The sequence below is a fragment of the Pedobacter sp. P26 genome, assembly GCF_050632135.1.
GTDB lineage: Bacteria > Bacteroidota > Bacteroidia > Sphingobacteriales > Sphingobacteriaceae > Pedobacter.
The window spans coordinates 1,730,043-1,743,419 of sequence record NZ_CP192574.1 but is presented as its reverse complement, the minus strand read 5'-3'; the positions used below and the strand labels follow the sequence as shown (position 1 = coordinate 1,743,419).

The window sequence follows — 13,377 nt, the reverse complement described above, 5'->3', positions numbered from 1 at the left end:
TCTGAATAAAAAGGAGAACAGGATTAGTCACAATAATTTAGGATCTAAGTGCAAGACATAGGAATATATGATTCAGAAATAGACTCGATACATGATTTGATTTCCGGTACGTCACAATTAAACTATGCCATTTTATAGTTCTTTTAATTTGAGGGATGAGTATTAAAATTTAATTTCCTTTCCTCATAAACGGCATGTCGCCAAGCTCTCTTTGTCGTGTGCTCAATAGCCGCTGGACACTGAACGTCAAAACTATCGGTTTGGCCACCGACAATGTAGATACTGTATGCTACCTGATTAGCAAATCCGATTCTCCATATCAGGACAATCCTAATCTAGGATACTCCATTACCGAATGCAGACAGCGCCTGCGCCCTGAAATAAACCGTTAGAGAGAGATCATGACGTAATTCGCCAAGCAATTTAAATTCGTTACTGGTCATTATAAAGATATACCACAAAAATATAAGCAGTTAGCAAATTAGAGCCTATGTTGACAAATAATATTATAGCAGATCTAGTCCGTAAATCTTCAAGTTCATAAATAAATTGACTTTGCGAGTTCTAAATAGCCATTAGAATATATATGCTTATCCTCGACATGGTAACAATCTGTAAGAAAATAACAAGAACCGCAAAGCGGATTAAAAGCAAGAATATGATAAGGGAATTCTCCAAATACTTACAATATTCTAATTAACTTGCTTCCATAGCTGATTATTCCCTATATAGGTAATCGGAATATTTAGTTAGGGCTCAAGAAATAATACGTCCCTTTTGACTCTTGTTAGTCTATGATATTTTTTAAATATTTTTTCTGAAAGATGTGCGGTGCTTTTTCGTAAATTCAGAAGGGTTTATTCCGAAAATTTTCACAAAATGTGCCCTGAAATATTTGATATCGTTTATTCCAACACTAAGTGAAGCTTCATTAATATTACAGTTGGTATTGATCAGAAGTTCCGCTGACTTTCTTATTCGAACAAACCTCATGAAGCTTTTAACTGAACCATTTGTTATCAGCTTCATCCTTTTATATAAGTTTGAATAACTCATTGTCATTTCGTCCGCAAGTGTCTGGACATCGAATCCGTCTTCGAGTAAGTTATTCTCAATTATCACAATACATTTATAAAGAAAATCCCTATCAACTTCCGAAAGAACATTGCTGTTATTTTTTAAGGTGACCTGATTAAAAAAATATTTTTGCAGGTCGGCTTTATTACGAGAAATATTCCTAACTCTCGCGATTAAGAGATCTTTTTCGAAAGGTTTACTAATGAAATCCACAGCACCAATCTGTATGCCTTGAAGTTCAAGTGTAGGGTTGGCATCCCCCGTGATTAGGATCACTGGGATATGGCTCAAAATAGAATCTTCTTTGAGCAATTTACAGAATGTGATACCGTCCATCCCATTCATGTTTATATCGCTAATGATAATATCGGGAACATATTTTTTGGCGTAAAACAGTCCCACATCTCCGTTATCCGCTTCATAGATTCGATACTCATCTCTAAATATCCTCACAATATAAGCCCGCATATCCTTATTATCATCGATTATCAAAATGGATTGACGATCAGAGATCAGAAGCTCCAATTGACCGAATGTAGTGCCCTGGTCATCCTGATCCAAAAGCGGCTCCTGATCATAGATTGCCTTCCTGTAATTATCTGTTAAGATGGTATTCGTAAATGTCTCCCCGCTCGGCAAACTGCTTCCCCCTTTTTAAGGGTGAGTATAAATATTGTTCCTCCTGTTGGATTATCGGTATAAGAAATATTTCCATGGTGAAGGTTTACGAATGTTTTGACGAGAAACAGACCAATACCAAACCCTGGTGCGGACCGTCTGCCTTCTTTTACCCTATAGTATTTTTCGAATAGCTTTTCTTCAAGACCTTTCGGTATGCCGCAACCGCTATCCGAAATCAACACTTTCACCTCATCTTGTGCATCTATAGTTAATTTAACATCGACCGTGCCGCCAGCAGGAGTAAAGCTTATTGCGTTTGCAATCAGGTTAAACAGAACAATTTCCATTTTCTCGGCATCTGCATAGATCATAACCTCATCTTCATTATGATAAAAGTTATAAATTAGAGCTTTACTTTTAGCTTGTGATATAAAACATTGGAATACCTCTTCAATAAGTAGGGTGAGATTCAATTCGGTAATCTTTAATTCATGTAGATCTTCTTCTGCCTTTCGAAATAACAATAACTGATCAACTAAACCCAAAAGACGCTTGGCATTTCGGTAGATCATCTTTAATTCCCCGTTGCCGGCACCAAAACTGGTCTTGAGCAGATCTTTGATGGGATTCATGATCAATGTTAGCGGTGTTTTGAATTCATGTGAAATATCCGTGAAAAATGATATTTTTTTCTCATTAATTTCATGGTCCTTTTCTGCTTTGAACCTTGTGATCTCCATCTCATGTTTCAGTTTCATCTGGCTTGTTCTATAGTGCCAAAATAGATATACGATACTTAAGAAGATAGCTGCACAGATTATGTAAGCCCAACATGTACGGTACCATGGAGGTAAGATTAAAATTGTGATGATCCGCTCATTTGCAGCCCAAACTCCTTCGGTATTTGTTGAACGGATGTGAAGTTTGTATTGCCCAACATCAAGATGTGAATAAAAAGCGGTCCTATTTTTCCCAACCTCAATCCAACCTTTGTCCCACCCTTCCAGAAAATAGGCGTAATTGATCTTATTTGGGTATGAATACTCAAGTGCCACATAATCCACAGCAATCTCTGCCTTATGATAATCAACTTCGATGTGTTTGATGTCCATAATATTCTGTCGTCCTAAATATGCCGAGTCTTGCTGGACTGAAAGATTATTTGTCCTAAATTCAGTGATGTATATTGATGGTGTATTGACAAAGGTCTTTATGCTATCAGGGTTAAACCAATCAAAGCCACTCAGTCCCCCAAAAATCATGTCGCCGCTTCTCAGTTTTAAAGCCGCATTAAAATTGAATTGAATACTTTGAAGTCCATCTTCGGCATAAAAGCGTCTAAATTTACCATTCATGAAATCAAATTTACCCAAACCGTTAAAGGTACTGAACCAAAGTGCGCCTGAACTGTCCTCGAGAATATTTAAGACCGCATTGTCCGGTAAACCGTTATTTTTAGTAAATGCTTTGATTTGGTGATTTTTAGAATTAAACAATAGTAATCCTTCGCCCTCGGTCCCTAACCATAGATTACCGCGTCTATCCTCAAAAATGGAGTGAATAGTCGTTCCAATCGGCACATACAAATGCTTTTTGTTTATCGTATTAATTTTTATCAGTGATGAATTTGCCATCCAAAGATCACCTGAACGATCTTCGTACATAGCTGTTATATCTACTAGCGATGCATCGAAGAGCTCAAATCGATCATTGAGTTGGTTGTATTTGAAAAGCCCCCTGCCCCGTGTTCCAGCGGCCCAAATATTTTGTTTCGAATCTTCATACAGCTTCCAAATACTTGGGATCAGGCTGGAATTGGAAGGATTTATACATTGGTAGTGCTTGAAGGAATTGGAAGCGGCAAGATATCGGTTTATTCCGCCTTTCAGTGTCGCAATCCAAATATTTGCCCGCTTATCCTGAATGATGCTAAAAACAAAATCGCTGCTCAATGATTTTTTTACAGATGATTGATGATGAAAGTTTTTGAAATTCCCTGTAAGGGGGTTGTAAATACTTAGCCCACCACCTGACGTACCGATCCAAATATTTCCGTTCGTATCTTCACAGAATGATCTGGTAAAATTGCTTACCAAACTATTTGGATTTTCCGGTTCTTTAGCAATAGTTTTGAACTGATTTTTACTTTTTGTATCGATAATATTAACGCCACCTCTAAGTGTCGCAATCCAGAGCCGTCCGTCTGGATCTTTAAAAACATCCTGAATTGCAGTGCTTGAGAGTACTGGCCCGTTTTTCTGCATACCGATAACCGTTACCGCTCCTGTTTGAAGGTCAATTAAATTTACCCCACCTCCGTCCGTAGCTACCCATACTTGCATACTTCGATCAGGATAGATCTTCATCACGCTGATGTTGTTAAGTTTGGCACTATAAGTGTTTTTCAACTGATGTGAAACAATATCAAACTGAAATATGCCGCTTTCTCCCCCAACCATAAATTTTCATTTCTTGGATCTGCGGTCATGGTAGAAAGGGTTTTCAACTGCGAATTAATAATCCTTACCTCATTTGATTTTCGATCGTAAATCCCCAGTCCCATATATTCTACGAATAACCATATTCTGCCATTTTTATCAATGGTAAGAGCTTGTACATTGAAGTTGGTCGAAGTCTTAATCTTAATCTGTTCACAGTTGTTAGTCCCTTTTTTTACCACCAAAAATCCACCACTGGTACCAACATAAACATCACCTTTCGGATCACTGACAATTGCATTCACCTTTTTTAGAATATTCGTTTTATTAGAAGCCCTACCTTTATTTAGAGTTGCTGTCAGAATTTTCCCATTTGCATAGTCATAAATAGCAAGCCCCTTGTTAGTCCCGATCCATATTTTATTATGAGTATCTCCTGTAATGCAGGTAATATGATTACTGACCAAAGATTTAGGATCTTTTAAATCTTTTTCAAATATCTTTACAGCAACACCGTCATAACGATTCAGTCCGTTATAGGTACCAATCCACATAAAGCCGTAATGGTCTCGAAAAACACACGTTGCCATATTATTCGATAACCCCTGCGCAATGCCTAGATACTTTATTGGAGCTTCATTTGCACCATATAAAGATTTCGAAAAAAGAAGAATAGTGAGAAGAAGGACGAATAAATATTTCTCGTATAAATTAGGCATATTACAGCTTGCTCATGGACTGTGGTTCTTTCAAAGTTAATTATATTTTTAACATTCCAAGCACTGTTCGCTTTATGTAATGATATTCTCTTAGCTCAATTTAAACTTTTCTCCTAAGATATTAGTCATGAAAACGCTAATCTTCTCAATGGAAAACAATTAGTACTTTCAAATAGGGATTTAAAGAGACATTCTGTACTGATGATTAATTCCGAGATCGGGGTCTCTCGCAAAATGTCAGAGCGGTAGTTATAGATAAGATGTGGTTGTGTAAAGTCCATAATCTACAGGTTGCTAAAGCAAATCGACAGTATAAAACAATATAATTTCCTATTCGAGTGATCAAGTATGTTTTGGAATTGCAATAGCCTACTGGAGATTTTTTGTTGTCATATTATTTTTTTTATTGGGAAGCATTACTTTAAATATTTTTCTTTTTTTAAGCTGTGATTTAAGGATTTATTGAGTTGTTTGCAAACTCTGATGGCAACAAGTACCCAAAAAAGAGTTTCTTCTTTTCTATTATACCATATCTCTTTATATTCAAAAATGGCTAAACTAGCCTTCGCTCTTGTTTTATATATCTGCTGGTATATCATTTCTGTTTTTATAGTTTTAAAGAAACTCTCTGCAACTGCGTTATCCCAACAGTTTCCTTTTATGCTCATGCTTTGCTTTACCAGTTAGTATTACAATTTTTTCTGAGCTCGGAACATGCATATTGTATACCTCTGTCTGAGTGAAGAATCAACTGTTGGGTAATAGGCCTATTCATTATAGCCATTTCCAACGCCTTTATCGTGGTGCTCTTAGCTTCCATGTTTTCACTTAATGAACAGCCTACAACTTTTCTATCCGCCAGTTCTATAACTGTTGTCAGATACAGCTAACCTTCCCCAGTTTGTATATAGGTAAGGTCTGAAACCCATTTTTCTACAATATTGGAGGCATAAAAATCTCTATTAAGCATATTTTCTGCTAAAGTGTGCTGTGAGTCTGTTATCTGCATCCATTTCTTACGAATAGTACTCTTTATACCCAATCTGCGGCATCAGCCCGGCAACTCAAGGCCGTGAGCCATGTTATAAGAGAGCGACCAAATTGGTGTAAGTGCTTAGAAGGATTTCAATCATAAGAGAAGTTTTTCATGATGCCTTATCATAATTTGTATTACTCTGAAGGAGCAGCTAAGAAATGGCAGATATAGTATCAAAATTCCATCAATTGGAAAAGGTGCAGGCCGGCAAAATGGTTTGCATATATTCCTCATGCATTGGCCACGGTGGTCTTGGTTCGTGCAGTATACGCTAACTGCTTAAAAGGCGTTCATGGGCATTCGCTTCATCCCGAAGCAGTATTCATGACACAGCCCGAGGAAAAGTCTGAAGGAACACAAAACCCTACAGTAAACTACCTATGTTCAATAAACAGATGAGACTGATCGACCTTTATGAATTCAGGAATGGTTGAACAGCGCTAACTATAGGAATCGAAAGTCTTATCTTCTGTTAAATTCAGTGATCGATCTGTGGCCGTATACTAATTTGCCAAATCGTGACTATACAGATGTTAAAAACAACATATGTTAAAAAATGTATGATTGTTTTAATTTGCTAAACTCCTATTTTTGAATACAGAAATTTTTATTATCTGTAATATTCACTACTTAATCTGACAATTAGTAAAAAAGACCAAACCGTCAGATTAAGTAGTGACTAATTCATATTATCAGATCATAAAATTTACACTTCCCCTTATACTAAAACCTGAAGGGATAGTGCAATTTTACGCTACCTTTCTAATCACAAATTCTTTCAAATTAATAACCTGGATTATTCCCTTTTATCTGCTTGTTCTGATCTATAACATTTTGTGGGATTGGAAACAAGTAATTTTTAGATGCAAAAAACTTCCTATCCCCCCTACAGCAGGCACCACGGTATAGGTTACATTACTTCCATTTGTAGTAATTTTCATCCCATGCAAAGGCCTATTGAGGTTTATTTCGGCAATTCTCCACCTGATCAGATCCCAGTAACGTTTGTCTTCTAAAGCCAGTTCAATCCTTCTTTCTCTTCTTATTGCAGTTCTCATATCAGCCTGGCTTAGGCCAGTTGGTAAATTTGTCAAATTACTTCTGGATCTAATTCTACCTATTGCATTATAAACAGATTCATCTGGCCCGACAGCTTCATTTTGAGCCTCTGCATAATTTAGCAATACTTCGGCATAGCGGAAAATATTGTAATTCTGGGTGCTTGTACCACCATCCCAATTGGCTGCTCCAAGTACAATTTTATCATTCAAACGCTTACGCATATAGTAACCTGTCTGCGTCGCATCATTTTTATCGGCCAGATCAATTGCATTTGCTGCATTGTTTCTCATTGAAAGATTGGTATTATACCAGTAACATCCATCAAAATTTATAGACTGATAAAATCTTTTTCCCTTCCTACATATGGTTTTTGTGGATCATAACCCGAAGTAGGATCAGTAATCACTTTTCCATTGTCCATGGCATAATCATCAATGAGCTCTTGTGTTGGGTTTATGCCCCCCAGCTCGTTTCCGCATCATTAGCAGTAAAGGTAGGTCCACATTTGCCGTCAATCGTCCCACCTTTAACCGTGGCGATATATTCCCTATAGAAAATACTCTCCTTACTGGCATTCGCTCCTTTTAAGAAAAAGGCTTCATAGTCGGGGTCTAAATCATAGTTTTTAAGGTCGTCGATAATTTTTTTGTTACTTGCCGCTGCATCGCCCCACTTCTTGGCAAATAGCTCTACCCAACCCTTTAGCACCATAGCTGTTGCTTTTCCGATTCTTCCAGAACTTGGGGCATCAGGAAGGTCAGCATATACTTCGGCACATTCTTTAGTGATAAACTGCATGGTTTCATCAGCAGTATTACGTGGTTTAAAAATAGCGTCACCCTGATCCTGTGCCAATACATCGGTAACGATCGGCACCCCACCATAGGCCATCCAGAGTAACTGATAATAATAGGCCCTTAAGACTCTTACTTCAGCAAGGCTCGTTCTTTTGAAAGTTTCCGGCAAGCTGGAGGCACTAACGTTTTTAATGAAAAGATTACACTTTCTGATATAGGAATAATTTCTTGCCCATCCATAAATATTACCAACATCTCCTCCAGGGATAGCGTTAGGATTAATAATCATCTGCTGAACCATCTGTCTGGAGCCTGGCCAAGAAAAACCACAGATGGAATTGTCAGACCAGTTTTCAACGGGATCATACCAATTATTCCCATTAGGGAGCCCTTCGTAAATATCGTTTAAAAATAGATTGCTCGCCCCCTGATCAGTCCATACGTTGGCCTCTGTCAATCGGTCCCTAGGAATTACATCAAGCTCACTATCCTTACAAGCCTGAACACTTAGCAACACAAAACCTGTTGCAATCAATAAATTATATTTTGAAAATAGCTTTTTCATAATTTCGGTCTTAAAATGGTTTAAAGTGTTACGTTCAGCCCAAAAGTGTATACCTTTTGCTGCGGATAATAGTTGGCATTGGATGCACTGATTTCTGGGTCGAAATCCTTAAGACCTTTTGTCCAGGTAACTAAGTTTTGCCCAGATAGATATAGCCTTATTGATTTCAACTTAATCGCCGAAACAATTTGACTCGGTACAGTGTAGCCAATTGTGACTGATTTCATCCTTAGATAGTTTCCGCTTCTGATCCAAAAATCCGATGTTTGCGTACTGTTTGATGATGGAGAAGGAAGTACCCGAGGATATGATGCATTGGTATTTTCAGGGGTCCAATAATCCAGCGTGGCTTTTAGTGCTGATCCGCCGTTAAAAAAAGGGTAACTGGCCTGTCCGTCAAGATAAGCGTCGGCTTTTGCTGCCCCTTGAAAAAGAATGTTTACATCGAATCCTTTATAACTAAACTCTGGTGAAAAGCCATAAATAATTTGCGGAACATTCGAATTCCCGATTACCTTTATATCCTCATTATCGATCTTATTGTCTCCATTTACATCCTCATACTTAATATCGCCCGGTTTGAGTGTACCGAACTGAGCGACAGGATATTCGGAGGGAGAGATTGTGCCATCGCCATTTTTATCATCACTTTGCTGGAATAAGCCCAGTGCGTGATATCCAAATTTAGTACCCAATGATTTTCCTGTTATGCTTCTGTTTGGGTTATTTAAAGTAGAAGCATTTTCGAATACCTGTACCAATTTGTTCTTGGCATAGGTAAAATTACCTGTCAATCCTACTCGCATACCATTTTTAAATGCATAATGACTGCCTAGGGAAAGATCAAAGCCCCGGTTCTGCATGGCGGCAGCATTAGTTTGAGGGAGGCCTATTCCAAATTCGGATGGGACCAATGTCTGGTTAGCAATTAACATATTGCTCCTGTTTTCCCTAAAATAATTAAATTCAAAATCGAACAATCCCTTAAAAACCGAAAGGTCTAAGCCGATATTTGTTTTATTTGCTGTTTCCCAGGTGATATTAGGATTTCCCGGTGCAGTTTCTGACAAACCTTGTGTACTGCCCCCATTAAAAATAAAACTATTCCCGTAAAGCGCATAAGCACTCAGGTATTGAAATGGCGCCAATACCCCACCGATATATGGTAATGCTCCACTTTCACCATAAGATGCTCTTATTTTTAGATTATCGATCCATCCATAGTTATCCTTAATAAATTTCTCTTCCGATAATCTCCAACCGATTGAGGCTGCTGGAAATAAATGATATCGGCTACCGGGCGCGAATACATAATTCCCATCGTACCTGCCTGAAATTTCTGCCAAATATTTACCGGCATAGGCATAAGTTGCCCTGAATACCAAGCCGTATTGACGGCCCTCTGATGATGAACCATAATTAGATCGATCTGTTAATTCGGAACTTCCGTTGCTCAGTTCTGGAATAGCGACATTAAAATTTGATCTTCCTGCCCCAAAAGTTGTTTCTTTTGTATTTCTGTACTCCGAAACAAGGGTAGCTCCGAAATCGTGCTTACCAAAACTCCGGTTATAATTTAAAAAACCCTGATAGGTAAGTGCCTGGCTCTGTGCAAAATCTATATTGTAAGATGGTTTTGCGGGACCATCAGAACCAGCCTGTGGATATGTGTAAGGGATTGTAGACGTATTAACCGAATAATAAGGTATCGGGGTTAACCATGTTTTTACTGTTCTTCCATTAGGATCATTGTAATCATAGCTTATTACTCCTTTTACGCTTAAACCTTTTACAAACGGCAATTGCTGCTCTACACTAACCTGTGTGGTTAATATCTGACGCAGATCGTTAGAATAACCGCTTTGATAAATGTTGCCATAGGCAGATCTTCCAATATAAGAACCCGGCAGCCCATTACTGAAAGTAACTGGGGCAACTGGTGGCGTGCGGTACAATTGGTCAAATATAGAAGCTGCACTTTTACCTGGGTACCGTTTATCTTCTACCCTGCCACTTAAACTCAATGAAAATTTTGTGGTGCTGGTTACCTGCGCATCAACATTACTTGTTAAGTTATACCTTTTAAAGCTCGTAGGACCCCACATGCCATCCTGGCTTAAATAGCCTAAAGAGCCAAAGTATTTAATTTTCTCAGTTCCACCGCTCACCGAAAGGTTGTGCGACATCATCGGTGCATCTTTATTGATAAGTTCTCCCAATACATCATGATTAGGAAAAACATCAGGGTCTGAACCAGTTCTGAATTTCTCTATATCCGCAGCGCTATATGGCAATGCCGTACCTGCGTTCTTTGCAGCAGCATTACGCATGGTTACATACTCAAATGCATCAACCATTTCCGGTAAGTGGGTAGGGTTTTGCAAACCGTAGCTGGCATTATATGAAAGTTCAGGTTTTCCTGTATTACCTCTTTTGGTGGTAACCAGAATCACTCCGTTTGCCCCAGCTACCCCATACGGAGCTACCGCTGCTGCATCTTTTAAAAACGTAATACTTTCTACACTTTGTGGATCTAACTGGCCGAGCGTTCGCGGAACGCCATCAACAATTACCAATGGGGCAGTACCTCCTGTTGTACCGATACCACGTATCAATAACGAAGCGCCATCCTGGCCAGGTTCTCCACTCCCCTGTGTAACAATTAGTCCGGGTGCACGTCCACCAAATGTATTACTTAAATTGGCTACAGGTAAATTTGCTACCTTATCGCCTTTAATAGTCGATACTGCCGCGGTTAATGAAGTTTTCTTTTGTGTGCCATAACCTACCACCACCACCTGCTCCAACTCATTAGATGCAGGGGCTAACTGGACCGAAATTGTTGTTTTTTCACCAATTGTTATTTCTTGCGTTTTATAGTTTACAAAAGAAAACACTAAAACTGATGTTTTGCCCGGTACGCCGATACTATAGTTTCCGTTATTATCAGAAACTGTGGTGGTGGTTGTTCCTTTAACTTTTACAGTAGCGCTGGGCATTCCACCGCCTGTTTCGTCAGTTATTTTGCCTTTAACCGTTACGGCACTTTGGGCAAAAGAAACATTGGTTATAAAAATAAAAACTAAGGATAAAAAGAAATACTGTAATAAGATTAATCCAAAGGATTTCTGGTAATATTCGAAAATTTTATTCATAAGATTAGGTTTATGATTTGGTCAAATCAAACCTAGTTATTAATGAAACACGATAAAATAGACTGTATATTGTAAATGATGGATTTTCTTCCGAAAAATAAAAATTAATACATGCTGCTTTGCTGCTTCATGTTTCGTGCTAATCGATCAAAAAGGAATTCATTCCATAAGCTGCAAAAGGTTAGCTTGCAGTTTAAAAATAAGATTAATAAAATCCCTAAAAATTTCGATTGCCCCAAAAGTTTATATAAACTTAACAATTAATTATTTAGGATGTGAGCTCGGTATTCAAACTGGCTCACATCCTTTTAGGTTTAACCTGATCCTATTATTGTTATAGTAATCGATATACTCATCAATATCATCCTGTAACTCCACCAACCGACAAGTATTTTTTGAGGTAGAACATTTCAGACTTAAGGGTACCAAAAAAATTCCTATTATAGCATTATCAAGGCATTTGCCCTTTCTTAAGATGCTTTGAATAATTCTATTCTTCCACAGGATGCCTCGTTAATCCTTCATCCTGAATTGCCATCCTAGTCCGAGTGTAGTATCGGTTTAGCATTCTTTGGCACCTTTTTCAATACCCTGTTCAGCATGTCAGCAATTTGCTCGAAATTCGGTCTGAGAGATTGTGAATAGCATATAATCTCTCTGTTGAATAAATCGATTATTGGAGAGAGATACAGTTTCTTGCCAGCTATACTAAATTGAGTTACCTCGGTAGCCCATTTTCAAACAGTCTGCCTGCATTAAACTTCCTCTTGAATATACTTGGTGCAGTCTTGCACATTTCTCCTTTGTAGGATTTATATTTCTTAGCCTGATAATACTTTTCATATCCATCTCACCAGTTAGCTTCAATACAGTTTTAGGATTGATCTTATGCTGCTCCTTTGTTTGTTAATATAGCATTGGCCTATAGCCATACCTACCCTTATGCTCCTTGGAAGTGGAATTATGCGTGTCTTAATCCCTTGGTACTTATCAACCACCCTACTACGCTTAATATATTAATAAAATGAACTACTCGCAATATTGGCTGCCTCCATAAGCATTGAAAGATCAGCGTCTTCTTTAACCCATGAACGATCAGAGCTTTTGTTTTTCTTTGATTCTTCTTTCTGGACTAAAACTCATAACTTTTTTTAAAACGCGAAATCCGTACGTAAACGCTTGTTTTCTTCCAAAATTTGTCATGCTCTGTCAAGGTTTTTCCCGGTGCTTTTTTAGAGATCCTTGACTTCATAAGACATTTTTTCCTGTTGTTTTATCCGATAGCCCCTTGGCCCACCAACCTTATGTTATCATCAACCAGTTGATTGTACGCTATTGGATCTGATGTTAAACTGGGGATAAGGCTCTCTCCAAGATACCTGATTGTCCTTAAAGTATTGGATAACTTAGAGTTTTTCTTTAAAGAATAGACCGTTGAATGTGGTCTAGGTACAGCTTCTTCAAACTTTTTATAAAATTGCATCCACTGACGAATCATACGTTCTCAAGACCATTTTCTCCTTAGACGCTAGCAATAGATCTATCTCTTTTTAATATTGATAGACAATAGTCAATAAATACTAAGCTATTTTTAACTTGTCTAATCATAAACATGCCCCCATAAAGCATGTAGCTTTTTTGGGGCGCTGCACTTTGCAACTAGGATTTTATTTATTGACGAGAAAATCAGCTATCGTTTGGTTTTCTTTTCTATCTTTTGAAAATTAGTCTCATCTAATATTGTAAGAGGGTTAAATTTATTACTCTGCATGTATTTTAGCAAACTATATTTGATCTGCCTTGCCACTGGCCTATCGCCGATATTGTTGTCAATATCCATTGTACACAGCAACAACTTACCATTGCCAACTTTTGCCTCGACAATACTGGCCATATTTCTGTTTTTA

The 13,377-nt window shown here is 38.0% G+C and carries 13 protein-coding genes; 1 reads left to right on the top strand and 12 read right to left on the bottom strand.

What is annotated here, in order from left to right; all coding sequences use genetic code 11:
* The first annotated feature begins 194 nt into the window (after positions 1-194).
* Positions 195-392, top strand: coding sequence for a hypothetical protein (locus ACQ86H_RS08105; RefSeq protein WP_431294403.1), 198 nt, complete (start codon positions 195-197; stop codon positions 390-392).
* Between the two features lie 412 nt (positions 393-804).
* Here the strand turns inward: ACQ86H_RS08105 and ACQ86H_RS08100 are convergent, their stop codons facing one another.
* The 12 genes from ACQ86H_RS08100 to ACQ86H_RS08045 form a co-directional block, all read right to left on the bottom strand.
* Positions 805-1,716, bottom strand: coding sequence for a response regulator (locus ACQ86H_RS08100; protein WP_431294402.1), 912 nt, complete (start codon positions 1,714-1,716; stop codon positions 805-807).
* A complete protein-coding gene (locus tag ACQ86H_RS08095) occupies positions 1,680-4,157 on the bottom strand; it encodes a ligand-binding sensor domain-containing protein (RefSeq protein ID WP_431294401.1) in 2,478 nt (825 codons plus the stop codon). The genes ACQ86H_RS08100 and ACQ86H_RS08095 overlap by 37 nt, the downstream gene beginning before the upstream one ends.
* A complete protein-coding gene (locus ACQ86H_RS08090) occupies positions 4,103-4,855 on the bottom strand; it encodes a ligand-binding sensor domain-containing protein (protein ID WP_431294400.1) in 753 nt (250 codons plus the stop codon). The genes ACQ86H_RS08095 and ACQ86H_RS08090 overlap by 55 nt, the downstream gene beginning before the upstream one ends.
* Positions 4,856-5,271: 416 nt before the next feature.
* On the bottom strand, positions 5,272-5,523 hold the full coding sequence (locus ACQ86H_RS08085; protein ID WP_431294399.1) for an IS3 family transposase: 252 nt from the start codon (positions 5,521-5,523) through the stop codon (positions 5,272-5,274).
* Positions 5,524-5,531: 8 nt separating this feature from the next.
* Positions 5,532-5,717, bottom strand: coding sequence for a hypothetical protein (locus ACQ86H_RS08080; RefSeq protein ID WP_431295363.1), 186 nt, complete (start codon positions 5,715-5,717; stop codon positions 5,532-5,534).
* 957 nt (positions 5,718-6,674) lie between these two features.
* The gene (locus tag ACQ86H_RS08075) at positions 6,675-6,743 is read right to left on the bottom strand and encodes a hypothetical protein (RefSeq protein ID WP_431295362.1); all 69 of its coding nucleotides are present in this window, start codon (positions 6,741-6,743) and stop codon (positions 6,675-6,677) included.
* Positions 6,716-7,243, bottom strand: coding sequence for a RagB/SusD family nutrient uptake outer membrane protein (locus tag ACQ86H_RS08070; RefSeq protein WP_431294398.1), 528 nt, complete (start codon positions 7,241-7,243; stop codon positions 6,716-6,718). The genes ACQ86H_RS08075 and ACQ86H_RS08070 overlap by 28 nt, the downstream gene beginning before the upstream one ends.
* Positions 7,244-7,406: 163 nt before the next feature.
* Entirely contained in the window at positions 7,407-8,315 is a 909-nt protein-coding gene (locus tag ACQ86H_RS08065) for a RagB/SusD family nutrient uptake outer membrane protein (protein ID WP_431294397.1), read from the bottom strand.
* Positions 8,316-8,335: 20 nt separating this feature from the next.
* Positions 8,336-11,470: a SusC/RagA family TonB-linked outer membrane protein gene (locus ACQ86H_RS08060; RefSeq protein ID WP_431294396.1), complete on the bottom strand. Its 3,135-nt coding sequence runs from the start codon at positions 11,468-11,470 to the stop codon at positions 8,336-8,338.
* A 288-nt stretch (positions 11,471-11,758) separates the two neighbouring features.
* Complete coding sequence (locus ACQ86H_RS08055; RefSeq protein ID WP_431294395.1) at positions 11,759-11,848, bottom strand: IS3 family transposase; 90 nt, start codon at positions 11,846-11,848, stop codon at positions 11,759-11,761.
* Between the two features lie 161 nt (positions 11,849-12,009).
* Complete coding sequence (locus ACQ86H_RS08050; RefSeq protein ID WP_431295361.1) at positions 12,010-12,147, bottom strand: hypothetical protein; 138 nt, start codon at positions 12,145-12,147, stop codon at positions 12,010-12,012.
* Between the two features lie 1,013 nt (positions 12,148-13,160).
* A complete protein-coding gene (locus ACQ86H_RS08045) occupies positions 13,161-13,364 on the bottom strand; it encodes a hypothetical protein (protein WP_431294394.1) in 204 nt (67 codons plus the stop codon).
* Positions 13,365-13,377 lie beyond the last annotated feature (13 nt).